At 63.5% G+C, this 24,886-nt stretch carries 21 protein-coding genes and 1 pseudogene; 5 read left to right on the top strand and 17 right to left on the bottom strand.

What is annotated here, in order from left to right:
• Positions 1–3: 3 nt before the first annotated feature.
• From trbL to guaB, 10 genes are all read right to left on the bottom strand, one after another.
• A complete protein-coding gene (trbL, locus tag C0099_RS10120; protein ID WP_001405816.1) occupies positions 4–1,431 on the bottom strand; it encodes a P-type conjugative transfer protein TrbL in 1,428 nt (475 codons plus the stop codon).
• A 10-nt stretch (positions 1,432–1,441) separates the two neighbouring features.
• The gene (gene trbK, locus C0099_RS10125; protein ID WP_000718002.1) at positions 1,442–1,678 is read right to left on the bottom strand and encodes an entry exclusion lipoprotein TrbK; all 237 of its coding nucleotides are present in this window, start codon (positions 1,676–1,678) and stop codon (positions 1,442–1,444) included.
• A gap of 12 nt (positions 1,679–1,690) precedes the next feature.
• Entirely contained in the window at positions 1,691–2,470 is a 780-nt protein-coding gene (gene trbJ / locus C0099_RS10130) for a P-type conjugative transfer protein TrbJ (protein ID WP_000836966.1), read from the bottom strand.
• Between the two features lie 140 nt (positions 2,471–2,610).
• The gene (locus tag C0099_RS16195; protein WP_000024442.1) at positions 2,611–2,799 is read right to left on the bottom strand and encodes a FitA-like ribbon-helix-helix domain-containing protein; all 189 of its coding nucleotides are present in this window, start codon (positions 2,797–2,799) and stop codon (positions 2,611–2,613) included.
• Positions 2,800–3,831: 1,032 nt separating this feature from the next.
• The gene (gene repC / locus C0099_RS10140) at positions 3,832–4,713 is read right to left on the bottom strand and encodes a replication protein C, IncQ-type (RefSeq protein WP_102247306.1); all 882 of its coding nucleotides are present in this window, start codon (positions 4,711–4,713) and stop codon (positions 3,832–3,834) included.
• The gene (locus tag C0099_RS10145) at positions 4,700–5,527 is read right to left on the bottom strand and encodes a helicase RepA family protein (RefSeq protein WP_102247307.1); all 828 of its coding nucleotides are present in this window, start codon (positions 5,525–5,527) and stop codon (positions 4,700–4,702) included. Before C0099_RS10145 ends, repC begins: the two co-directional genes overlap by 14 nt.
• Positions 5,528–5,531: 4 nt before the next feature.
• A complete protein-coding gene (locus C0099_RS10150; RefSeq protein WP_001179606.1) occupies positions 5,532–5,753 on the bottom strand; it encodes a helix-turn-helix transcriptional regulator in 222 nt (73 codons plus the stop codon).
• A 147-nt stretch (positions 5,754–5,900) separates the two neighbouring features.
• Positions 5,901–7,103 carry a tyrosine-type recombinase/integrase gene (locus C0099_RS10155; RefSeq protein WP_000954590.1) on the bottom strand — a complete coding sequence of 401 codons (1,203 nt, stop codon included), beginning with the start codon at positions 7,101–7,103 and terminating at the stop codon, positions 5,901–5,903.
• A 304-nt stretch (positions 7,104–7,407) separates the two neighbouring features.
• Positions 7,408–8,973: a glutamine-hydrolyzing GMP synthase gene (gene guaA, locus C0099_RS10160; protein WP_102247308.1), complete on the bottom strand. Its 1,566-nt coding sequence runs from the start codon at positions 8,971–8,973 to the stop codon at positions 7,408–7,410.
• Positions 8,974–9,031: 58 nt separating this feature from the next.
• Positions 9,032–10,492, bottom strand: a complete 1,461-nt coding sequence (gene guaB, locus C0099_RS10165) for an IMP dehydrogenase (RefSeq protein WP_102247309.1) — start codon at positions 10,490–10,492, stop codon at positions 9,032–9,034.
• Between the two features lie 101 nt (positions 10,493–10,593).
• Between guaB and C0099_RS10170 the strand changes: the two genes are divergently transcribed.
• Positions 10,594–11,139: a DUF4124 domain-containing protein gene (locus tag C0099_RS10170; RefSeq protein WP_102248469.1), complete on the top strand. Its 546-nt coding sequence runs from the start codon at positions 10,594–10,596 to the stop codon at positions 11,137–11,139.
• Positions 11,140–11,148: 9 nt separating this feature from the next.
• On the opposite strand, the gene C0099_RS10175 is transcribed toward C0099_RS10170, so the two are convergent.
• Together C0099_RS10175 and C0099_RS10180 are read right to left on the bottom strand one after the other, a co-directional pair.
• Positions 11,149–11,472, bottom strand: a complete 324-nt coding sequence (locus C0099_RS10175) for an RnfH family protein (protein WP_102247310.1) — start codon at positions 11,470–11,472, stop codon at positions 11,149–11,151.
• Positions 11,469–11,912: a type II toxin-antitoxin system RatA family toxin gene (locus tag C0099_RS10180; RefSeq protein WP_102247311.1), complete on the bottom strand. Its 444-nt coding sequence runs from the start codon at positions 11,910–11,912 to the stop codon at positions 11,469–11,471. Before C0099_RS10180 ends, C0099_RS10175 begins: the two co-directional genes overlap by 4 nt.
• 70 nt (positions 11,913–11,982) lie before the next feature.
• Between C0099_RS10180 and smpB the strand changes: the two are divergent.
• Positions 11,983–12,438, top strand: a pseudogene (smpB, locus tag C0099_RS10185) (SsrA-binding protein SmpB); the annotation flags it as partial.
• Positions 12,439–12,478: 40 nt separating this feature from the next.
• Entirely contained in the window at positions 12,479–13,057 is a 579-nt protein-coding gene (locus C0099_RS10190) for an NnrU family protein (protein WP_102247313.1), read from the top strand.
• A 52-nt stretch (positions 13,058–13,109) separates the two neighbouring features.
• Here C0099_RS10190 and C0099_RS10195 read toward each other — a convergent pair whose 3' ends face one another.
• On the bottom strand, positions 13,110–14,669 hold the full coding sequence (locus tag C0099_RS10195) for a protein adenylyltransferase SelO (protein WP_102247314.1): 1,560 nt from the start codon (positions 14,667–14,669) through the stop codon (positions 13,110–13,112).
• A 96-nt stretch (positions 14,670–14,765) separates the two neighbouring features.
• Between C0099_RS10195 and C0099_RS10200 the strand changes: the two genes are divergently transcribed.
• On the top strand, positions 14,766–15,557 hold the full coding sequence (locus tag C0099_RS10200; protein ID WP_102247315.1) for an enoyl-ACP reductase FabI: 792 nt from the start codon (positions 14,766–14,768) through the stop codon (positions 15,555–15,557).
• Between the two features lie 61 nt (positions 15,558–15,618).
• Here the strand turns inward: C0099_RS10200 and C0099_RS10205 are convergent, their stop codons facing one another.
• Positions 15,619–17,517: a SurA N-terminal domain-containing protein gene (locus tag C0099_RS10205; protein WP_102247316.1), complete on the bottom strand. Its 1,899-nt coding sequence runs from the start codon at positions 17,515–17,517 to the stop codon at positions 15,619–15,621.
• 156 nt (positions 17,518–17,673) lie between these two features.
• On the opposite strand from C0099_RS10205, the gene C0099_RS10210 reads away from it, so the two are divergent.
• The gene (locus C0099_RS10210) at positions 17,674–20,970 is read left to right on the top strand and encodes an EAL domain-containing protein (RefSeq protein WP_102247317.1); all 3,297 of its coding nucleotides are present in this window, start codon (positions 17,674–17,676) and stop codon (positions 20,968–20,970) included.
• Positions 20,971–21,021: 51 nt separating this feature from the next.
• Here C0099_RS10210 and clpB read toward each other — a convergent pair whose 3' ends face one another.
• From clpB to moaE, 3 genes are all read right to left on the bottom strand, one after another.
• Positions 21,022–23,601, bottom strand: a complete 2,580-nt coding sequence (gene clpB / locus C0099_RS10215; RefSeq protein WP_102247318.1) for an ATP-dependent chaperone ClpB — start codon at positions 23,599–23,601, stop codon at positions 21,022–21,024.
• Positions 23,602–23,694: 93 nt separating this feature from the next.
• Entirely contained in the window at positions 23,695–24,420 is a 726-nt protein-coding gene (locus tag C0099_RS10220) for a sulfite exporter TauE/SafE family protein (RefSeq protein WP_164084904.1), read from the bottom strand.
• A 7-nt stretch (positions 24,421–24,427) separates the two neighbouring features.
• Positions 24,428–24,886, bottom strand: coding sequence for a molybdopterin synthase catalytic subunit MoaE (gene moaE, locus C0099_RS10225; RefSeq protein ID WP_102247320.1), 459 nt, complete (start codon positions 24,884–24,886; stop codon positions 24,428–24,430).

Below are 24,886 nucleotides of genomic sequence, written 5' to 3' on the forward strand. Positions count from 1 at the left end.
GTGCTAACTCCTGACTTCGTTACTATCTGGGCCAGAATCGGCGCCCAAGCTATTGCCCTCGAACTGGCCAGATTGGCTTGCTTCTTTCGGCTCCATGCTTTCGCGTATCGAAGCAGCCAGTTTTCCGCCTGTGGTTTCGCTCACTCGCTCCTGGAATCCCTGCTTCACTTGAGAGCCGACACCCTTGGCTAACTCGGAGGCCGTGCCTGTGGCCAGCTTCGCGGCCTTGGCAAAGCCGCCACCGCTTGAGCTACTGCCGCTGTCACCAAAGCCAGCCGCTTGGGCGAATGGGCTACTGCCAGCAGTACCCGCTTCACCACCACCGTTTCCGCCACTGCTGACAACTGACCCCATGCTGGACATGTCACCGCCGGTTTCCATACTCGCTGATGCTTTCTGAAAAGCCGCTTGGAGTGCACTTGCACCTCCGGCTGCACCGGCTGCGGCACCCATAACCGCTTTACCTGCCAGGGCAGCGCCGCCAGTTGCCATACTGGCCGCCGTCACCGCCGCCCCAACTGCCGCACCCGCACCGAAGTTTCCAATTCCACCGGCTGCGCCAATACCACCACCAGACACAAGACCAGAAATCATCGGCGGAACTTTGTTGACCAAGAAAAGCAAGATGACCGATATAACCAACATCACGGCCAGTTCCTGGGATGCCATGTTCTCGCTGATTTGCGTGTAGTAGTGATTGATGAACTCTTTGCCAATCGCAACCAGAAGCACCATTGCCATAAGCTGTGCGGCCAGGCCCAGCACGGTCTTGTAGTAATTGATCGCCATGTCGGAAGTCCAACGACTTCCACCAAAGCCAAGGAAGAACACACCGGCATACAACAGAATCCAGGCTGATGCGAGCAACAGCAACAGGTTGACCGCAATCAACGCCAGGACAAACAAAACAGCCAGGGCCATTAGCTCCATGACCAGAGCAGTTGCCATCTGCCGCCATCCCAGCTCCGAGGTGGCCTGTACTGTGCGGTTGTATAACTCGAAACCAAGATCAAGGATGCTGGAGGGCCCAAGATTGCTATTGGAAAGTCCCCCCGCCTGCGCGCCCAGAGTTTGCAATGACTGAACAATCGTACCGGCGATATTCATGCCCTGGTTCGCATTCGTCAGCAACCACCAGAAAAAGCCGGTGAAGATCGTGAAGCGAACGAACTCCGCGAAGAACTCGCCAATGTCGGCCTTGCGCAAAGCCATCATGCCGAATGTCCAGACCATCGAAATCACAACCAGCGTCCAGAACAAACGCGATGCAGCGGACTCAATAGCTGGCCCCCATGTTGCGGCAGCATCATGAAAACGCTTGAGCACATCATTCATAACACCGCTGCTACTTAGCTCCTGCGCCATTGCAGGTTCAGCCAGCACCATTGTGGCGACCATCATCAAGCCACCTAGAGCAATTTTCTTTCTCATGGCGACCACCTCAATAATCATCTTTAGGGCTGGGCTTGAACTCCCACTGACGCATCTGCTTGGCCTTCTGGAATGCTCTGCATTCCTCGGTAAAGGCCTCTCGGTTCGCTTCGCTGCGCATTTCATTCAGTGCTGCCTGGAACGCATCGGGGGCACACGTCGCCGCATTTGGTTCGGGCATCCTTTCCTGTTCACATCCAGCCAACAACAGCAACGTAGCCGCGGTAGTAAAAAAGATTTTTTTCATCTCACCGCCTCCCTAGTAGTTGTCTGCCGGACTCGGGCGAAACGTCCAGGTACGCATTTGCTCGGCCCTGGCATCACCTCGCGCCTCGGCATCGAGTTCTGCTGCAATCCGGGCTGCCTCCGCGTTGTGTTGGGCGGTCAACATGGTGCGAATCTGCAAGAGCTGATTGGCCTGCTGGCTGGCGAGCTGGTTGGCGTAGCCGATGGCCTGTAGCTGGCCAGTTGCACCCTGGGCCGCGCCTTGCAGCCGCTCCAGGGTACGGGCGTCATCCTTCAAAGCCTTTTGCTGGTCGGCAACGGTCTGGAACAGGGCATCGTTGGCCTTCTTTTGCGACTCTGACGCCAGGCGGCGGTTCTCTTCCATCGCTGCCTTTTCGGCCGGCGTGCATCCGCCGCTGCCGTTGAAGCATGGCGAGCTGCGGTAATAGGCCACGTCCTGAAACTTGGCCAGGTAACGATCCAGGCTGCCTAGCTGGTTCTCGTAATAGGCCAGCGTGTTTTGCGCGGCAATCAGCCGGTTGATCGTAGTCTGCGCCTGATCCCAGATATACGCGGCTGGGGCCATCGTGTTCTGGAGCTGATTTTCGTACTGCTGCAACTGGGTCTGGTACTGCTCAATCTGCTTGAGCGTCTGCGCCACCGACTCGATGGCCGTCATGATGTTCTGGGCCAGGTTGCCGCCGTCGATGACGGGGATACCAGCTTGCACAGGGGCGGTGGTAGTGGTGATAAAGCCGGTTGCGAGTGCAACGGCTAGAGCGGTTTTTTTAGCCGCTAAAATTTTGGACTTCATGGTCGTACTCCGTCGATGAAAAGAAGGCATTGCCTTGACCAAGCGTTGTGCTTGTTCTCGGCAACGTTTCATCGAAGAGCTACGCCACTAGCTGATCGGTATTGCCCTTGGCGCTGAGGCCCGGACTTACAAACGTAAAACTACTCTGTTTTTTTATCGCTTTCGGACAAGCCAACTTCCCGGCCAATCTCTTCAAGCTCTAGCGGCTGTACTGCCGCCGTCAGTATTTCGCGTATTTCCGCGTCGGTGCTCCTATCGTTGAGCGCTGCTCGAACTTTCAACGCACGGTGCACCTCGGCGGGTAAATTCCTGATAAGCACATTTGCCATATCAATACCCTTTTGGTGTACCCGACAACCATGCTATCAAAGATATTAAAAATAGCAAGACCTATACTCTTGCAACCGGCGGTAGCCGATCAGCCCCGCAGGGCAGGATTCCCGTTGAGTGCCCCCGGCGCGAATAAGGGACAGTGAAGATAGATAACCGGCTTGCCGGTTAGCTAACTTCACCCATCCTGCCCGCATTTCACCCACTATTGAAAATCTAGCGCATATCGAACGTAAAGCGTTTTATCGTCAAACAAACACCGATTCTTGGCAACATAACCGTAATCGTCACCAAATCGGCCTGCAATCGACATAGTCGCTTCAAAATCGCTGCTCAATCGGCTTTAAATCGGAACCTAAAATGCCAACAATCGACACAAACCATTCGCCCCGATGGGGCGAGTTGGACGCCAAAAAAGAAGGGCATAACCCGCCCCTCAAGTGTCAATGAACACAAGAAATTTGCCTCCCCTCCCGTCATACCACTAAGGCGACGTATTGATACTTGAGGGGCAACCTTTCCTGATGTTGACACCTTCACGCAGGTTACTGGTTATGGGCGTCCAACACACACGGCTCATTCCTGCTTGGTAATAATAAGAATAATAATCTTCTTATTATTCTTACCGAACGAATGGGCACTGCTTAGCCATTTCACGTTTCGAGCCAAGGTTTCAGTACAGATAACTACAAGTGCACACAGCGGCCCTCCAGCACCGTTAGACGCAGATTCTGCTTCAGCTCATGGAATAAGGGACTCCGGGTTGTTTTCCCCTCTCACAAGGCGTTTCAGCGGCCACTGAAGCCGCCTTCTCTTCTTGGCGTTAAACCATCGGCCTATGGCCGATTGATAAAGCCCGCCAGGGCTTTATTGGCAAGGTCAGAACGCGCCCTCAAGGCGCGAGCTGCACCGCGCATGATGGATTATCTTTAGATAATCTTGGATGGATTTCCCAAACTGCCCGCAAAGCAGCGCACCGTCTGGGTTTTCCAAATTGGGACGGGGAACGTTACGACGGCAGAAGGGGAGCGTTACGACGGTAACAAGGGAACGTTACGACGGTAAACGGGTGCAGTTGCCGTGGGGCCAGGCCTCTTGATCTCCCATTTTCCCTTGGCGTATTCGTTCACTACCCAACCCACGGCGGCAAGTTCGGCCAGTGCCTTCCGGGCAGTCTGACGGCGTTTTTTCATAGCTTCGGCATTGGCTTCATCTGGCCAGACATAGCCGCAAAGCGTGTCCAGTTCCACGCGCCCGGATTTGCCGGGGTCGATCCAGCCGCATAGCCGTTGGTGCATCAGCCGTGCCGGATCAGTCTGTAGCACCCGCACTTCCGCCATGTCGATACGGGCATATGGACGATGCCCCAGGATCGCTTCGGCAATACGCGGATTCAGGGCAACCCATAGCCTGCCGTCCGTCTCGTCAAAAGCATGACTCATCAGGTGGAACGCGGCTTGCCGCCGTCCCTTCGTCACAAGGATGGTGACGTTCGACATGCGCAGCAGGCTGGCTTTGAGCGCCTTGATGTTGTCGCCGCTATCCGTCATGCCCGTTTCTGAGAGCAGTTTGGTCAGGCTCTCACGAACCACCAAGCCGTCTTGCTCAATGGCTTCGAAACGGGGTTCAAGGAATAGCCGTAGCTGTCGCCCCGTCTCACTGGTCGGTTCCGGGGTTAGCAAGATGCCGTTCGGGCCGCCAAGGGCCACGATGCCTTGCAAAAGACGCATATCATCGGCCCCGAGAGGTTCGCATCCGACGAAACGCATGGATTCGTCCTCGCCAAAGGTGTAGGTCACGTCCAGCTTGCAGCGTTTGCGATCGCCACGCTTGAGGCTGCGGAACAGGCCAGGTGCCAAACAGTGCGCGGGATCATGTCGGACGTGGGTCAGGTCATGCTTAGGCTTCTTCACGCTGTCTCCTTTTCACCTTGCACTGCCGCTCCAGTACAGCAGGCTTCAACACGCCGCCGTCGTGCCGTCTAAACCAGAGTTCTTGAAAAGGTGCGCCATAGTTGGCCTTGCTGACGCCAAAGCGGACAAAATACCCACGCTGACAATCATCGACCCCCAGTATCTCGGCCTCGCCTTGCGTCATGCCGGATAGGTACGATTGCCAACGGATGTTATCAACCAGTACGGACGATCCACGACTGGCCTGCTGTTGATCGCCCGACCCCATCATGGCTGCGCTTTTACTCGCGTGGTGCAGAAACACAATGGAGCAGCCTGTATCAGCGGCTATGGCCTCCATGTGCCCAACAACCTGCGCCATCGGCCCGCTAGCGTTCTCCTCCTCAATGTGGAAGCGCCGCAAAGTGTCCAAGATCATCAAGCGACGACCTTCAGCGGCTCGTTTGAGAGCATCGAACCAGCTAGCAGCCATGATGTTTGGGCATTTACCGATCAAGGGTTCAATGAGCAAACCATCAGCCACGGCTTGCCGTTCCGCTGCGCTGAGGTGTGCCCCAAGGGCGTGCAGACGATGGTGAATAGCGGCCGGTGGATCTTCAGCAGGCAGATAGACCACTTGCCCGGTGGGAAACTCGCCTATTTCAAGTAAATCAGGCCCGCCTGCAATCTGTGCAGCCAATTGAAGGGCCAACATGGATTTACCAGCCCCATCAGGCGACACAAGAGCACCAACAGTGCCAGCAACCATATTAGGCAGAACATAATCAATGGGTGGCGGCAATTCCGTGAAAGCCGCCATAAGATCAAGAGCCATATAACTAGCCCTCTATAGGGCCAGGTCGCGCAGCTTGATCACCCGATGATTTACGTGCCTCAATCCACTCTTCGACCTCTGACAAATCCCAGGCGACATTTCTACTGGTTAACGCGATACGGCGTGGAAAATCCCCTCGCTGCTCCAGGTTATAAATTGTTCGTGTCGAAAGCGGGATCATCTCCAGGAGCTTCTTCCTGTTGATGAGGGTCTTTATATTTTGCATGGGTCAATACCTCTCAAATGAATAGTTGCTATTCATCGAGTAGCTGCGCGAAGCAGCTAATCGGTAATTGACCTGCCCGATGCCAATGGCGGCCTTATTTATAAATTCACGGCATCAACTTCAATGCTATCAAAGATAGCAAAAACATCAACCCTTACTGCCTCCCGAAGTCCACTCATCAATCATATCGGCCCAATCCTGCAACATCGCCGCCCGCTGCTCGCGGTACTCAGCCTTGTTGTAGACAGCCCTCACGCCCTTCTGCTCGTGCGCCAGGCACTTCTCGATCCAGTCGGTGTTGTAGCCGGCCTCATGCAACAGCGTGCTGGCTGTGCGCCGCAAATCATGCGGTCCGAACTTGGTAAGTGACTTCCCATCTTTCTGCGCCGCCTTGTAAGTCAGCGTCAGCACCTGGTTAAGTGTGGCAGCGCTCATCGGCGCATCCGAGTCGTACCGTGATGGCAAAACGAAGTCGGAACCACCGGCAAAGGTTTTCATGGCAATGAAAATATCCAGAGCCTGCTGGGACAGAAATACCAGGTGCGGGTTACGGCGTTTCATCCGCTCCTTTGGAATCGTCCACAACGCTTCGCTGAAATTGATCTCGCTCCAGGTCGCATTGGTCAGCTCGCTCTTGCGCACCATCGTCAGCAATAACAGCTTGGCCGCCGCACGGTTTGTTGGGCTTGTGCCCACTCGCTCCATGTACTGGTACATCAGCCCAATTTCTTCTGGCGTCAACGCTCGGTCACGTGGCTCGAATCGAGCGATGCTTGTTGGGCGCACCAGTTCTGCCGGGTTTTCGACCTTCTGCCCACGCTCGATGGCCCAGCGAAATACCTGCAACACGATTTCACGCACATGAACGGCGGTGGCCGGTGCGCCTCGCTCAACAATGGCATCAGCCAGCGCCCGCAAGTCTTCGTGGGTGATCTCCACCAGCTTCTGATTGCTGAATTTCGGCTTCAGCTCACGCTCATAAACCGAGCGGCGCATATCGCGGGTGGAGTCGGCCATCTGGTAGCCACGCAGCCACTTCTCCGCCCAGGCACCGAACGTCTCTGCATCTTTCACCCGCGCCTTGTCTCGGGCTTTCTCCTTGGCCGGCGACTTGCCCGCCGCAACCATCTTCTTGGCGTCACCCAACAGCTCGCGGGCTTCGGCCAGGGTGATGCCACCGACACCATAACGCCCAAAGGTGATGGTCTCCTGCCGACCGTTGATTGAGTAGTTGTAACGGAACGAGATGGAGCCGGCTGGAGTCACTGCCACATAGAGACCTTCCCGGTCATTCACTTTGTAGAGTTTGTCCCTGGGCTTGAGATTGCGCAGCTTGGTATCGGTCAGCATGTACCTTGTCCTTCTTCGTCTCCGATACCATGCTGAAAAAATCTCGAATTTATCGTATTTTTTCTTACGAAACAGTAACTTATAGAATATTAATACCATGAACACACAAAAGAACGCAGCATGGTATCGGCATCAATCATGGCATCGCCAAACCATAATACCAGCTTTAATGCCATGCTCAAACGGTGCTTGGCGCTTCCTCCCGTTGCCAGATCGTGCCAAACACAAACAAAAAAAAGCCCGCAATTACGCGGGCTTAGCGGCATTTCATGCCATCAGGTGCCTGGCTGTGCCAGACGCGGAATCATTCCCACTCGATGGTCGCGGGTGGCTTGCCGGAGATGTCGTAGACCACGCGATTGACGCCGCGCACCTCGTTGATGATGCGGTTGCTCACGCGGCCCAGCAGGCTGTGCGGCAATTCGGCCCAGTGAGCGGTCATGAAGTCCTGGGTCTGCACGGCGCGTAGCGCGACGACGTAGTCGTAGGTGCGTCCGTCGCCCATCACGCCGACGCTCTTGACCGGCAGGAACACCGCGAAGGCCTGACTGGTCTTGTCGTACCAGTCGGCCGCGCGCAGTTCGTCGATGAAGATCGCATCGGCCTGGCGCAGGATGTCGGCGTACTCGGGCTTCACTTCGCCGAGAATGCGCACGCCCAGACCCGGGCCGGGGAAGGGGTGGCGATAGACCATGTCGTGCGGCAGGCCCAGCGCGATGCCCAGTTCGCGCACCTCGTCCTTGAACAGCTCGCGCAGCGGCTCGAGCAGCTTCAGATTCAGTGTCTCAGGCAGGCCGCCGACGTTGTGGTGGCTCTTGATGGTATGGGCCTTCTTGGTCTTGCTGCCGGCCGACTCGATCACATCGGGGTAGATCGTGCCCTGGGCGAGCCACTTGGCGTTGGGCAGCTTCGCGGCCTGATCCTGGAAGACTTCGACGAATTCGCGGCCGATAATCTTGCGCTTGGCCTCGGGGTCGGAGACGCCCTCGAGATGGCCCATGAAGGTGTCGGCCGCGTCGACGTGGATCACACGCACGCCGAGCGAGCGCCCGAAGGTCTCCATCACCTGCTCGGCCTCGTTGAGCCGCAACAGGCCGTTGTCGACGAACACGCAGGTGAGCTGGTCGCCGATCGCGCGATGGATCAGCGCGGCCGCCACCGACGAATCGACACCGCCCGACAGGCCGAGGATGACTTCCTCGTCGCCGACCTCGGCGCGGATACGCTCGACCGCCTCGGAGACATAATCCGGCATGTTCCAGTCACGCCCGCAGCCGCAGATGTCGTGCACGAAGCGCGCGATCATCGCCTTGCCCTGCAGGGTGTGCGTGACCTCCGGGTGGAACTGCACGCCGTAGAAGCCGCGCGCCTCGTCGGCCATCGCGGCGATCGGCGTCGACTCGTTGCTGCCGATGACCTTGAAACCGGGGGGCAGCTCGATGACCTTGTCGCCGTGACTCATCCACACGTCGAGCAGGCCGTGTCCGGCATCGTTGGTCCGATCCTGAATGCCCTCGAACAGCTTCGAATGACCGCGCGCGCGCATCTCGGCGTAGCCGAACTCGCGCTTGTCTGCGCTCTCGACCTTGCCGCCGAGCTGTCCGGCCATGGTCTGCATGCCGTAGCAGATGCCCAGCACCGGAACGCCGAGTTCGAACACCGCCTGCGGTGCCTTCCAGTCGAGCGCCTCGTAGACCGAATTCGGCCCGCCCGACAGGATCACCCCGGCCGGCGCGAACTCGCGCACGAACTCGTCGGAGACGTCGAACGGATGCAGCTCGCAATACACCTGCTGCTCGCGCACGCGGCGTGCAATGAGCTGGGTGACCTGGGAGCCGAAGTCGAGGATCAGGATCTTTTGGTGGGACATGCGGGTACTCGGAAAGAAGAAAGGCGGCCGAAGCCGCCCGGACGACGCCCAGTGCGCGTCAATCGATATGGTAGTTCGGTGCTTCCTTGGTGATCTGCACGTCGTGCACATGCGACTCGCGCACGCCCGCGGCGGTGATCTGGACGAACTCGGAGCGGGTGTGCATCTCTTCGATGTCATTGCAGCCGACATAGCCCATCGACGCGCGCAGACCGCCGACAAGCTGGTGAATCACGGCCGTGACCGAGCCCTTGTAGGGCACGCGCCCCTCGATGCCTTCGGGCACGAGCTTGTCGGCGTTGGCCGACGGATCCTGGAAGTAGCGGTCGGCCGCGCCCTGCTGCATCGCACCCAGGGAGCCCATGCCGCGATAGGACTTGTACGAGCGCCCCTGATAGAGCACCGTCTCGCCGGGCGCCTCCTCGGTACCGCCGAACAGGCCGCCCAACATCACCGTATTGGCCCCGGCGGCGATCGCCTTGGCGATGTCGCCCGAGAAGCGTATGCCGCCGTCGGCGATCATCGGCACGCCGGTGCCGGCCAGGGCTGTGGCGACATTGTCGATGGCCGAGACCTGCGGCATGCCCACGCCGGCGATGATGCGCGTGGTGCAGATCGAGCCCGGGCCGATGCCGACCTTGACCGCATCCGCACCCGAATCGACCAGTGCCAGCGCGGCCGACGCGGTGGCGATGTTTCCGCCGACGACTTCGACGTGGGGGAAGTTCTTCTTGACCCAGCGCACTCGCTCGAGCACGCCCTGGGCATGACCGTGGGCGGTGTCGACGACGATGACGTCGGCGCCCGCCTCGACCAGCGCCTCGGCGCGCTCCTCGGTGCCTGCGCCGACGCCGATGGCCGCGCCCACGCGCAGGCGGCCAAGTTCGTCCTTGGCCGCAAACGGGTGTTCGGTGGACTTGAGCATGTCCTTGACGGTGATCAGGCCGCGCAGCTCCCAGTCGTCGTTGATCACGAGCACGCGCTCAAGGCGGTGCTTGTGCATCAGGTGGCGCGCCTCGTCCAGGCTCGCCCCCTCCTTGACCGTGACCATGCGATCGGCCGGCGTCATGATCGCCGACACGGGCTGATCGAGGTTGCTCTCGAAGCGCAGGTCGCGGTTGGTGACGATGCCCACGACACGCTTGCCCTCGATCACCGGCAGACCGGAGAACTTGTGCTGACGCGTGAGCGCGACGACGTCGCGCACGCTCATCGTCGGCGGAATGCAGATCGGATCCTTCAGGATCCCGCTCTCATGGCGCTTGACGCGCGCCACTTCCGCTGCCTGCCCCTTGACGGGCAGATTCTTGTGGATGATGCCGACGCCGCCTTCCTGCGCCAGTGCGATCGCCAGACGCGATTCGGTGACGGTATCCATCGCGGCCGAGACCAGCGGGATGTTGATGCGGATGTTGCGAGTGAGTTGCGTCGCGAGGCTCACGTCGCGCGGCAGGACACTCGAATGGGCGGGTACGAGAAGGACGTCGTCGAACGTCAGCGCCTTCTGGATCACGCGCATGGCTTTTTTCCTTTCGGCCAAAACCCTATTATACAGACCCGCCCCGCCCGCGTGTGAGCCGCAAGGCCTGCCGGAGCGGCGGATTGGCCATGGAGAACTGCATGCTCAAACCCGCTCTCGTCCTCGCTTTTGGCGCCCTCATTGCTGCCACCGCACACGCGCAGGTCTACAAATGGCGCGACGCCGACGGCCGGCTGCATTTCGGCGACCAGCCCCCGCCGGGCGTCACCGCCACCCAGATGCGCGGCGGCCCCGCTCGGGCACCCGCAGCGGCCGAAATCACCGACGAAGCGTCCGTCGAAGACGAGACGAGCGACGATGCGCAGGCCGCGACCGCGCCGCCACCTGCAGCACCGCAGGAATCCGCCACGACTCAACCCAGCGCCGCCGAGGCGGCCGAAGCCATGCGTGCCGAACGCGAAAAGGCGCAAGCAGCGAAGGCCCAGGCCGCGGCCGAGCGTGAGCGCGAACAGATGCTGGCGGAGAACTGCCAGCGGGCGCGCAATCAGCTCACCGCGCTCGAAGGCGGGCAACGCATCGCGCGCTTCAACGAAAAGGGCGAACGTGAGGTGCTCGATGACGCGGCGCGCGCGCAGGAGATCTCGCGCATGCGCGAATTCATCGACGCCAACTGCAGCGGACGCTGAGCGCGCGCCTCAGCCCGCGTCGGCTTCGCCGCCGCCCTTCTTCATCGCCTTGCCTTCCTCGGCGCGCTTCTTGCGCACGGCCTTGGGGTCGGCGATGAGCGGGCGGTAGATCTCGACCCGGTCCCGATCACGCAATTCGGCATCGGGTTTGGTGAGCTTGGCGTAGATGCCGACCTTGTTGGCACCGTCCAGATCGATCTCGGGATGCTTCTCGAGCAGCCCCGAGGCCTTGACCGCATCCCCGACGGTCGAACACTGCGGCAGCACGAGCTTGACGATCTCGTGACTGTGCGGCAGCGCGTAGGCGACCTCCACGTTGATCACGTCGCTCATCGCGTCTCTCCCTGATAGACCTGCGCAGCACGCTTGACGAAGGAATCGACGAAGGTGTTGGCGATGTGGCTGAACACCGGGCCGAAAGCCTTCTCGAAGAGCTTGTGCTCGAACTCGTAGTGCAGGCGGAACTCGATCTTGCACGCCGTATCGCCCAGCGGCTTGAAGAACCAGCCGCCCTCGAGATGCCGGAACGGGCCGTCGCGCAGGCGCAGATGCATCTCGGTCGGTCGCGTCTTGAGATTCTCGGTGGTGAAGTGGGTCTTGAGGCCATGATAATTGACACGCACCGTCGCCACCGTGCGCTCCTCGTCGCGCTCGTGCACCTCGGCCCCGCCACACCACGGCAGGAACTGCGGATAGTCTTCGCATCGGTCGACGAGTTCGAACATCTGCTCGGGCGTGAATTCGATCAGAACGGTCTTGCTGACTTCGGCCATGAACGGGGCGCGGCTGCGGGCGAACTGTTAAGATCATCGATTCTACCGCAAGCACCGACGCCACCACCGAAAGCAGCCCATGAGCATCATCGACAACCGCAAGGCCTTCCACGACTACTTCATCGAGGAGCGCTTCGAAGCCGGCATGGTCCTCGAGGGCTGGGAGGTCAAGGGCATCCGCGCCGGGCGCGCCAACATCAAGGAAGCTTACGTCGTCGTGCGCGGCGGCGAGATCTTCCTGCTCGGCATGCACATCACGCCGCTGGCCTCGGCCTCGACCCACGTCAAGCCGGACCCGACGCGCACGCGCAAGCTGCTGCTGCATGCGCGCGAGATCGACAAGCTCATCGGCAAGGTCGAGCGTGCCGGCTACGCCCTGGTGCCGCTCGACCTGCACTTCTCGAAGGGGCGGATCAAGGCCACCATCGGCCTGGCCAAGGGCAAGAAGCAGTTCGACAAGCGCGAGACCGAAAAGCAGCGCGACTGGGAACGCGACAAGGCGCGGCTGATGCGCGTCAAGGTGTGATGCCGCGCGCGCACCACGCCCTCCATCGGAGACCGAACCCATGATCCTGCTGATCCTCGGCCTTTGGCTGTTCCTCGGAATGCACTCGGTGCGCATGCTCGCGCCGCAAATGCGCGAGCGATACGTCTATCGGTTCGGCCCGTCGAACTGGCGGCTGATCTACGCGGGCGTCTCGGTGGTCGGCCTGGTGCTGATCGTGCTCGGCTATAGCGACACCCACATGAACCCGGTGCATCTGTGGTCGCCGCCGCTGTGGACGCGGCACCTGGCCGCCCTGCTGACGCTGCCCGCCTTCGTGCTGCTGGCCGCGACCTATGTGCCGGGCACCTGCATGCGTGCGCGCATCGGCCACCCGATGCTCGCCGCCACCAAGCTGTGGGCGCTGGCCCATGTGATCGCCAACGGCACGCTCGGCGACGTGCTGCTCTTCGGCAGTTTCCTGGTGTGGGCCGCCATGGGCTTCTCGGCCTCGCGCCGGCTCGATCGCGCCGAGGGCGTGACACGCGTACCCGGCCACTGGACCCGCGACCTGATCGCCGTGGTCGTCGGCCTCGTGATGTGGTTCCTGTTCGCGCGCCATCTGCACGTCGTGCTGTTCGGAGTGAGGCCCTTCGGCTGATTCTCGGGGAAAAAGCGCCTGACATGCGCTCATTGCAAGAACCGGAGCGTCGTCAGGAACTGCACGAGAGCATCGAACACCCGGCCTTTTGGCGCGCCCAGTCCGGGCGTCTGGCGGCGTAGTGCTCGCGGCCCGGCTGCTCGTCGTAGGGGCGGCGCATCACGTCGAGCAATTCCTCGGTCGGCCCCATGTCGCCTTGCTCGGCCGCATCGATGGCTTCCTGCGCCAGATAGTTGCGCAGCACGAAGCGCGGATTCGCCGCATTCATGCGCGCCACGCGCGCCTCGATCGGCATGTCTTCCTCGCGCACGCGCGCGGCGTATTCCTCCAGCCACTCGCCCAGCGCTTCGCCGTGACGCTCGAAGCCCTCGTCCGTGTAGAAGGCTTCGCGCACGACTCCGACCGTCGGCGCGCCGATGTCCAGGCACGCCAGTTCGCGGAAGAAGATCGTCATGTCGACCTCGCCGCGCGCGAGGAGGCCCTGCAAGCGGTCGATGGCCGCGCTGTCCTCGGCGGTGAGCCGCTGCAGGCCGAGCTTTTCGGCCCACATACGAGCGTTCTCGGCGACGAACGTATCGGCAAAGCGCGCCAGACCGTGCTTGAGCGGTTCGACCTCGCCGATGACCGGATGGATCGCATTGGCCAGGCAGGCCAGATTCCAGTGGGCGATCTGCGCCTGCGCGCCGAAGCGGTAACGGCGCGATCCGGCGTCGGTGGTGTTGGGCGTCCAGTTCGGGTCGTAGTTGTCGATCCAGCCGTAGGGGCCATAGTCGATGGTCAGCCCGAGCACCGACATGTTGTCGGTGTTCATGACGCCATGCACGAAGCCCACGCGCATCCAGTGCGCGACCATCACCGCGGTGCGCTCGCACACCTCGACGAACCACTGTCGGCGTCGCTCGACCGGCTCGCCTTCGATCCACGGAAAATCGCGTGAGATGGTGAAATCGACGAGACGCTCGAGCACGTCGGTCTCGCCACGTGCGGCGAAGATCTCGAAATTGCCGAAACGGATGAAGGACGGCGCGACACGGCACACCACCGCGCCCGGCTCGGCGCGCGCATTGCCGTCGTAGAACATGTCGCGCACCACGCGCTCGCCGGTACCGACCAGGCACAGTGCGCGCGTGGTCGGCACGCCCAGGTGATGCATGGCCTCGCTGCACAGGAATTCGCGAATCGAAGAGCGCAACACGGCGCGGCCATCGGCGCTGCGCGAATACGGCGTCGGCCCCGCCCCCTTCAACTGCAGTTCCCAGCGCTCACCGCGTGCATTGACCGCCTCGCCCAGCGTGATGGCGCGCCCGTCGCCGAGCTGGCCCGCCCAGTTGCCGAACTGGTGGCCGCCGTAGCATGCGGCGTAGGGCTGCATGCCCTCGAGCAGCGCATTGCCGCCGAAGACTGCCGCGAACTCGGGCGAGCGCACGTCCTCGGGCGTCAGATCGAGCGCCTCGGCGACCTCGCGCGACCACGCCAGCAGTCGCGGTGCGGCCACCGGGGTGGGCAACACGGGCGAGAAGCACGCACCGAACACCTGGCGAACCTGCGGCGAGCCATCGGCATCGCCGGGCAGTTCGCGCACGAAGCGGTTGTCGAATTTCAATGACTGCATTCGTTCATCCTGTCGTCAGTTGGCCGCGCCAAGCTGCGGAGCGTGGCGGGCCTTCGGCTATAATCCGCCGATCGTAATCAAGGAGCCATGCGAACCATGGGTTTTCTCGCCGGCAAAAAGATCCTCATCACGGGCCTGCTGAGTAATCGCTCGATCGCCTATGGCATCGCACGTGCGATGCACCGCGAGGGCGCCGAACTGGCCTTCACCTTCCAGAACGAGCGCTTCAAGGATCGCGTCGCCAAGCTCGCGTCGGAGTTCGACAGCATGCTGTTGTTCCCGCTCGACGTGCAGGACGATGCGCAGGTCGAAGCGCTGTTCGACGGCTTGCAGCAGGCCTGGGGCGGTCTCGACGGTCTCGTGCATTCGATCGCCTACGCACCCACCGACGCACTCGAAGGCGACTTTCTCGACGGCTTCTCGCGCGAGGCCTTCCGTCTGTCGCAGGAAGTCAGCGCGGGCAGCTTCCCGATCCTCGCCAAGGGCGCGCGGCCGCTGATGCGCGGGCGCAACGGTGCGCTGCTGACCCTGTCGTATCTGGGCGCGGTGCGCACCATGCCCAACTACAACATCATGGGCATGGCCAAGGCCAGCCTGGAGGCGGCAGTGCGTTACATGGCCGTCACCTTGGGCCCTGAAGGCACGCGCGTCAACGCCGTCTCGGCCGGACCGATCAAGACCCTCGCTGCCTCGGGCATCGGCAGCTTCGGCAAACTGCTCTCGTTCAACGAGCGCAACGCCCCGCTGCGCCGCAACGTCACCATCGAGGAAGTCGGCAATGCCGCCGCCTTCCTGTGCTCGGATCTGGCCAGTGGCGTCACCGGCGAGATCATGTACGTCGACGGCGGCTTCAACACCACCGCGCTGGGCAACGCCGACCAGGGCTGAGACCGATTTCACGCAGAAAAAAGCCCGGCCGTCGGCCGGGCTTTTTGTCTGGTGTGCCCGATCAGTTCTCCGGCGGCTCCAGCGCCGCGACGCGGATCTCGACGCCGTACTGCTCGCGCAGTGCCGCCACGAAGGCCGCGAACTCCTGCTCGGCCACCAGCCGGTCGTACTGCAGGGCGAAGGCCTGCACCTGCGGGTCATCCAGGCCGATCTCGGGATGGATCACCTCTTCGATGCGGAACACGCCGTATTCCCCGCCCGACAGGGGCGCACCCACGTAGGCCGGCAACGCCTCGACCGATGCCGTAAATACCGCGCGCGCGGCCTGCGCGGGCAGTTCCGGGTTGCCGCGCGGCATCGCCACGGGCTCGCTCCATTCCTGCCCGGCGCTCTGCCCGTCGCGCAGCTCGGCCAGCACCTCCTCGCCGCGCACCTGGGCCAGCCTGGCCGCTTCCGCGGCACGCAGCTCGGCGACAATGTCCTCGCGCACCTCTTCGAGCGGCAACTGGCGGGCGTCCTCGAATTCCACGACGCGCGCCGAGATGAGCGTGCCGCGCTCGACCTCGATGGCTTCGATGTTCTCGTCCAGCGCACGCGTCTGCGCATCGAACAGGGCGTCGAGCAACTGCGGCTCCCGGTAACCCGCGATGCTGCCGTCGGCGCGGCTGATCCAGTCGCTCGTCTGCACCTCCAGCCCCATCGCGTCGGCGGCCGGCTGCAGGCTGTCGGGCTGCTCGTAGACGGTGTTGGCAAACTGCTCGGCGAGCACCGGGAAGCGGCGCGACGCTTCCTGGCGACGCAGTTCGTCCTCGATCTGCGCGCGCACTTCCTCGAAGGGGCGCACCGACGAGGGCTTGACCTCGGTGACCTCGATCACGTGATAGCCGAAGCCGGTCTCGACGACCCCGCCGATCTCGCCCGGCTCGCGGCCGAACACTGCCTCGTCGAAGGCCTCGACCATCGCACCCGGAGCGAAGAAACCCAGATCACCGCCGTCGCGCGCCGAACCGGGGTCTTCGGACGACTCGCGCGCGATCTCGGCAAAACGCTCGGGCTCTGCGCGCACTTCGGCGAGCAGGGCCTCGGCGCGCTCGCGCGCGGCTGCCCGGGTAGCCTCGTCGGCGTCAGCCGCAACGCGCACCAGGATGTGGCGCGCGCGCCGCTCCTCGGGCTGGCCGTACTGGTTCCGGTTGGCCTCGTAGTAGGCGCGCACCTTTTCCTCGTCCACATCGACGTCGGCGAGCATCGCCTCCTCGTCGAACACGAGGTACTCGGCGCGCAGCCGCGGCGGCTGCTTGTAGCGCTCGCGATTCTCTTCGTAATGCCGCTGCACCGCCTCGTCGGCGATCTCGATGCCGGCCTCGAAATCCGCCGGCGCGAAACGCAGCGTGCTGAACACGCGCTCTTCGAGCTGGATGTCGACCAGGCGCTGCACCGTGGCCTTGCCGGCGAAGGCCGACTGACCAAAGGACTGGACGATCTGCTGCGTGCGCAGATCCTGGGCGAGCGAGCGCTCGAACATGGTCGGCGTCATGCCCTGGGCCTGCAAAAGCTGCTCGTAGCGGCTGCGCGAGAAACCGCCGCCCTCCTGGAAGGCCGCCTCGCGCGCGATGGTGTCCTGCAACTGCTCCGCGGTCACGGCCAGGCCGCGATCCATCGCGAACATCGCGATCGTGCGGTCGTTGATCAGACTCTCGAGCACGGCGCGACGAAACTCGCGGCTGCGGAACAGGGCGGAATCGACCTGTCCGTCGCTCTCGCGCCGGATGCGGTCCTGTCGCTCGCGCAGAGCCTGTTCGAACTCCTGCGTCGTGATCGAGTAATCGCCGATGCGCGCGACCTCGGCACCGCCCGGACCATCGCTGAAATACGCATCCATGCCGAAGAACGCGAACGGCACGATGATGATCGCGAGGACCAGCTGCGCGATGCGCTTGTTTTTGCGGACTAGCTCGAACATCGCTTCCTTCCGGGGAGGGCCGGCATGAGCCGGCGGGTGGGACAAAAGCGGACATTATCGCATCACACGCAAGTGCGGGCCAGTTCGGAACCGCTTTGGCGCGCACCTGACAACATCCGGGCGCCCGCGAAGGCGCACGCTGCCTATAATCGGCCGATGCACGCCCCAAAGCGCACCCTGTTGGCGATCGCCACGGCCTACGTCCTGACCGGCTGGATCGCACTGCAGTTCCTGGTGCCGGACGGCTACGTCGCGCCGGTCTATCCACCGGCAGGCATCGCACTGGGCGCGCTGATCCTGTATGGCTGGCGAATGTGGCCGGCGATTCTCGTCGGCGCATTGATCACCAACGTCGTGGCCACCGCCCACGCCGGTGGCGAGCCCGGCTTCGCGGTGCTCGTCAGCGCGCTGGGCGCGACCCTGCAGGCGCTCTTCGGGGCGTGGCTGGCGCATCGTCTGCTGTGTTTTGCCGACCCCCTGGACACGCCACGCAGCATCGCTCGACTGCTGTTCGTCGTCGCGCCGGTCAGCAGCCTCGTCAATGCCAGCCTGTCCGTCCCGGTACTGGCGGCGCTGGGCACGGTGGCACCTGACGAGCAGGCGTTCAACTGGCTCACGTGGTGGCTGGGCGACACACTGGGTGCGCTGATCGCGCTGCCGCTGATGTTCGTCTTTCTCGCACAGCCGGCCGATCTGTGGCGTCCGCGCCGCGCCGCGGTCGCCGTGCCGCTGCTCATCGTCGGCCTGCTCACGGCACTGGCCTTCGACCGTCTGCAGCGCGCCGAGAACCTGCGCGTCGAGACACAGTTCGAGCGCGAAAGCGAGCATCTGGCCACTCTCGTGGCCAAGCGCCTGGACAACCAGATCGACATGCTGATCGCAATCGAGCGCTTCGCCGCGCTGCAACCGCGCATCACCCGGGAGGGTTTTCGCAGCTTCGTCGTTCCGCTGCTTGCCCGCCATGCGGGCACCCAGAATTTCACCTGGAACCCGCTGGTGACGCACGAAAAGCGCGCGCCGTTCGAGGATCGCGTGTGGCGCACCGACCTCGCCGGCTTCCGTATCCTCGAACGCGACGACAGCGCGCCGGAGCGCACCCGCGCAGCACAAGCGCGTTCCCAGTACCTGCCCATCCTCTACGTGGAGCCGCTCGACGACAATCTGGCGGTGCTCGGTCTGGATCCGCTCGCGATCGAGCTTCCAGCGCGGGCAATTTCCGAGACACGCTCACGCGCGGTGCCGGTGGCGACCGAAGGTTTCGTGCTGACGCAGGAGCGGGCCGCACAACGCGGCGTCGTCCTCTATCAGGCGGTCTATGGCCGCACCGAACTCGACGCCAATGCGCGCCAATTGCGCGGCATCGTCTCCAGCGCGTTCCGCATGGACGACGCGCTCGGCGCGGCGCTGACGGAACTGCCCGACCGACGCATGCAACTGTGTCTGGTCGACCTCGCGGCGGCGCAGGGAAACCGCCGCCTGTCCGGGCCAGAAGGCTGCGAGCGGGCGGGATGGTCGGCGCGGACGCTCGCGCGCAACATCGCAATCCCGTTCGCCGAGCGCCCCTGGGAGGTCCGTCTGCGCGCGGCCCCGGGTTACGCCGAGGATTTGCGCACCCTCACCGCCTGGGCGGCGATCATCGTCGGCGTGATCGCGGCCGGGGTGCTGGCCGCCTTCCTGCTCATGACCAGCGGACATGCGCGCCGCGTGGAACGACTCGTGGTGCAGCGTACGCGCGAGCTCGCCGACGCCAGCGAGGGCCTGCGCGCCCAGGGTGCGGCACTCATGCGCGCCCAGCAGATCGCGCGCATGGGCAGTTTCGAGTTCGATACGGCCACCGCCACACTGCAATGCTCCGACGGGCTGCGTCACTTGCTGGCCCTGCCGGCGCGCCCCGAGCTTGCGTATGCCGACCTGCTCGATGCGCTCGATGCGACCGACCGGCCACTCGTGGACCGCGCCGTAAGCGCGGCGCGCAATGGCGGGCAAGGCATCACGCTGGATTGCCGGCCCATGTGCGCGCCCGCGACGACGCTTCAGTTCGTGGTCGAATGCGAGAACCCCGGTGGCCCGGACGAACGTATCGTCGGCACCGCGCAGGACGTCACGGTCGCCCGTCAGGCCGAGGCCGACATCCAGCAACTGGCCCATTACGACGCGCTGACCGGACTGCCCAACCGCATGCTGTGGGGCATTCGCGCGCAAGCCGCCCTGCAGGGCGCGCGCCGCCACGAGGACGCACTGGCGGTGCTGTTCATCGACCTGGACCACTTCAAGACGGTCAACGACTCGCTCGGCCACCGCTCCGGCGACGCGCTGTTGCAAAGCGTCGCCTCACGTCTTGCCGGCTGCATACGCGACGAGGACTTTCTGGCGCGCATCGGCGGAGACGAGTTCGTCGTGCTGCTGCCGCGCCTGCACGACCAGAACGACGCCGACACCGTGGCCCGCAAGATGCTCGCGAGCATGGGCACGCCGATCGAGATCGAAGGTCATCTGCTGCAACCGTCGATGAGCATCGGCATCGCACTGTTCCCTGCGGACGGCACGGACGCCGACACCTTGCTCAAGCACGCCGACACCGCCATGTATGCGGCCAAGAGCGCCGGGCGCAACACCATGCGCCGCTTCGTCGAATCGATGAACGTGCAGGCGTTCGAACGACTCACCATCGAGAACGGCCTACGCCGTGCGATCGAGCGCGGGGAAATTTCCCTGCACTACCAGCCACAGTTCGACGCCATCGACGATCGCGCGGTGGGCGTCGAGGCGCTGGCGCGCTGGACCAGCCCGCAACTGGGCGTCGTGCCGCCCGACCGTTTCATCCCGGTCGCCGAGGAGTCGGGCATGATCCACGCGCTCGGCGAACTCGTGCTGCTGCAGGCCTGCCAATTGCAGCGCCGCTGGCAGAACGGCCCCAACGCCCACCTGCTGGTAGCCGTGAACATCTCAGCCCTGCAGTTCACCGGCCAGGATTTCGTCGCCAGCGTGGCCGCCATCCTGCATGAGACTGGCGCCGATGCACGCCGTATCGAACTCGAGATCACCGAAACCGCGCTCATGGGCCATGGCCCCGAGCAGCTCGAGCGCCTGGAGCGGCTGCGTGCCCTGGGATTGACGCTGGCGCTGGACGACTTCGGCACCGGCTATTCCAGCCTCGGCCGGCTCAACCGCCTGCCCATCACGCGCCTCAAGCTCGATCGCTCCTTCGTCCAGCACTTGCCAAGCGACGCCGACAGCGCGGCCATCGCCAACGCGACCTTGTCGATGGCGCGCGCCCTCAAGCTCGAAGTGATCGCCGAGGGCATCGAGACCGAAGCGCAGAAGGCCTATCTGTTCGCGCGCGGCTGCCGGCTGATGCAGGGCTATCTGTACAGCCGGCCGCTACCCGAGGAGGCGCTCGAGGCCTTCCTCGCCGAAGCCGCGCAGCGCGCCGCGGCCGACGAGCACATATAACAAACGGCCCGGGTCACCCCGGGCCGTCGTCGTGACGCACGCCGGGCGCGCTCAGACCTTGTCGAAGGTGATGCCACGCTCGCCCGCATCGACGCGGATTCGATCCTTCGCGCCGAAGCGCCCCTCGAGGATCGCGCGCGAGAGCGGGTTCTCGATCTTCTCCTGGATCGCGCGCTTCAGCGGCCGCGCACCGAACACCGGATCGAAGCCGGCCTCGGCGATGTCGGCCAGCGCCGCGTCCGTGACCTCGATCGACATCTCCAGACGCGCCAGACGCTTTTCCAGGTACTGCAGCTGGATGCGCGCGATGTGGGCGATGTTCTTCTCGTCGAGCGCGTGGAACACCACCACCTCGTCGATGCGGTTGATGAACTCGGGACGGAAGAAGGTCTTCACCTCGGCCATCACGGCGAGCTTGATCACGCCGTAGTCGTCGCCGGCCATCTGCTGGATCATCTGGCTGCCCAGGTTGCTGGTCATCACGATCACGGTGTTCTTGAAGTCCACCGTGCGCCCCTGCCCGTCGGTCATGCGGCCATCGTCGAGCACCTGCAGCAGCACGTTGAAGACATCCGGGTGGGCCTTCTCGACCTCGTCGAAGAGGATCACACTGTAGGGCTTGCGGCGCACCTGTTCGGTGAGATAGCCGCCTTCCTCGTAGCCGACGTAGCCCGGCGGCGCGCCGATCAGCCGCGCGACCGAGTGCTTCTCCATGAACTCGCTCATGTCGATGCGGATGATGTGATCCTCCGAATCGAACAGGAATTCGGCGAGCGTCTTGCACAGCTCGGTCTTGCCCACACCGGTCGGCCCGAGGAACAGGAAGGAGCCGTAGGGGCGGTTCTCGTCCGACAGACCGGCGCGCGAACGACGGATGGCGTCGGACACCATGCGCACCGCCTCGTCCTGACCGACCACGCGCGAATGCAGCCGCTCTTCCATGTGCAACAGCTTCTCGCGCTCGCCCTGCATCATCTTGGCAACCGGAATGCCGGTGGCGCGCGAGACCACCTCGGCGATCTCCTCGGCACCGACCTGGGTGCGCAGCAGCTTGTTGGGCGCCGCGTCCGCGCCGGCCGATTCGGCCGCCTTGAGCTGCGCCTCGAGCTGCGGCAGCTTGCCGTACTGCAGTTCGGCGAGCTTGTCGTACTGGCCCTTGCGCTGCATGTCGGCCATCTGGGCACGGATGCGGTCGATCTCTTCCTTGACGTGGGCCGAGCCGGCGACCTTGGCCTTCTCGGATTTCCACACCTCTTCCAGATCGTTGTACTCGCGCTCGAGCTTGGTCAGTTCCTCCTCGATCAGCTGCAAGCGCTTCTTCGAGGCCTCGTCCTTTTCGCGTTTGACCGCCTCGCGCTCGATCTTGAGCTGGATCATGCGCCGGTCGAGGCGGTCCATGACCTCGGGCTTGGAGTCGATCTCCATCTTGATGCGCGCCGCAGCCTCGTCGATCAGGTCGATGGCCTTGTCCGGCAGGAAGCGGTCGGTGATGTAGCGGTGACTCAGTTCCGCCGCTGCCACGATGGCCGGGTCGGTGATGTCCACGCCGTGGTGGATCTCGTACTTCTCCTGCAGGCCGCGCAGGATGGCGATGGTTGACTCCACCGTCGGCTCGTCCACCAGCACCTTCTGGAAGCGACGCTCGAGCGCGGCGTCCTTCTCGATGTACTTGCGGTACTCGTCCAGCGTGGTCGCACCGATGCAGTGCAGCTCGCCGCGCGCGAGCGCCGGCTTGAGCATGTTGCCGGCATCCATCGCGCCCTCGGCCTTGCCTGCACCGACCATGGTATGGAGCTCGTCGATGAACAGGATGATGCGCCCCTCGTCCTTGGCGATGTCCTTGAGCACCGCCTTGAGGCGCTCCTCGAACTCGCCACGGTACTTGGCACCGGCCAGCAGTGCGGCCATGTCGAGCGAGAGCACGCGCTTGCCCTTGAGGGTTTCGGGCACCTCGTCGTTGACGATGCGTTGCGCCAGACCTTCGACGATGGCGGTCTTCCCCACGCCCGGCTCGCCGATCAGCACCGGGTTGTTCTTGGTACGCCGCTGCAGGATCTGGATGGCGCGGCGGATTTCGTCGTCGCGGCCGATCACCGGGTCGAGGCGACCCTGCTGTGCGCGCTCCGTCAGATCCATGCAGTACTTGGACAGCGCCTCGCGCTGCCCCTCGGCTTCGGCGCTGTCGACCGAACTCCCACCACGCACGACCTCGATGGCTGCTTCCAGCGTCTTGCGCGTCAGGCCGTGTTCCTTGACCAGACGCGAGGTCTCGCCCTTGTCGTCGGCCAGAGCGAGCAGAAACATCTCGCTGGCGATGAACTGGTCGCCGCGCTTCTGCGCCTCGCGATCGCACAGATTGAGCAGCCGGCCCAGGTCACGCCCGACCTGCACCTCGCCACCATGGCCCTCGACCCTGGGCAGGCGCTCGATCGCCGCCTTCAGCGCATTCTTGAGCGGCGGCACATTCACGCCGGCGCGCTGCAACAGCGAGGCGGTGCCCGCACCTTCCTCGTCGAGCATGGCCGCCAGCAGGTGCTGGGGCTCGATGAACTGCTGGTCGTTGCCGACGGCGATGCTTTGCGCCTCGGACAGGGCCTGCTGGAAGCGCGTGGTGAGTTTGTCGAACCGCATGGACGGGTTCCTCATGATGAATTCAGGATGCATCCAACATGGTGACGCGCGCGGCGATTTCAAGCACTCGCGAGCGATTTATCCACAGCCGCTTCACATCAACCCGCGCACCACCGAATACACTCCCGCCACGCAGGCCGTACCCAGTACGAACACGCGAAAACCCCGGCGCGGCACGCGTGTGCCCAGATGCCGCGCGCACCAGAAACCGGCGAACACCGCCGGGATCATCGCTACCGCCAGCCACACTTCGCGCCAACCCAGGCGATCGAGGAAGATCAGCGCCAGCGAGGACATCACGCTCAGCGGAATGAAGATGGCCGACAGCGTGCCGCGCACGCGCGCCGGATCGGCATGCTGATAGACCACGCCCAGCGGCGGACCACCGACGCCGGTGATGGTGCCCATGCAGCCGGAGCAGAAGGTGCCGACGGAAATCGTGAATGGATCGGGCCGGATGCGCAGCCGCAGGCAGCTCACCGCCACCGCCAGCAGGATCAGCACCCCGAACAGCCACTGCCAGGTGCTCGCCGGCAGCAGGCCGACCAGCGCCCACGCCGCGATCACGCCGATACCCCCCGCGGGCAGCGCGAAGGCCAGGTCACGCGGCACCACCGCCTGGCGGTTGGCACGCAGCATCAGCAACGGCACGATGCCACCGACGATCACCAGCGGCCCCGGTACCAGCAAGGGATTGATGAGGAACAGCAGCGGCGCCGAGAACAGGCCGACGCCGTAGCCGACGATGCCCTGGATGGTGCTGCCGGCGAACACCACGGCAATCGCCAGCCCCCACTGCAGCGCATCGAGTTCGATCATGGGGTGGCTACTTGCCCTGCTCCCAGCGCTCGGCGGCGGAGTCGTCGGCCTCGCGGGCATCGACCCAGCGCGCGCCCTCGGGCGTTTCCTCGCGCTTCCAGAACGGCGCGCGGGTCTTGAGGAAGTCCATGATGAACTCGCAGGCGGCGAAGGCCTCGCCGCGATGCGCGCTGGTCACTGCCACGAACACGATCTGCTCGCCCGGTTCGAGACGGCCGAAGCGATGGATCACGCGCACGCCGTCGAGATCCCAGCGACCGCGCGCCTGCGCGACGATCTCCTCGAGCGCGGTCTCGGTCATGCCAGGGTAGTGCTCCAGCGTCATCGCGTGCACGCCCGAGCCGTCGTTCATGTCGCGCACCAGACCGGTGAAGGTCGCCAGCGCACCGACCTGATGGCGGCCCCGGGTGAGCGCCGAAATCTCGGCGCCGATATCGAAATCCTGTTCCTGCACGCTCACGGACAT

This window comes from Pseudazoarcus pumilus (assembly GCF_002872475.1).
In the GTDB taxonomy this organism is placed as follows: Bacteria; Pseudomonadota; Gammaproteobacteria; order Burkholderiales; family Rhodocyclaceae; genus Pseudazoarcus; species Pseudazoarcus pumilus.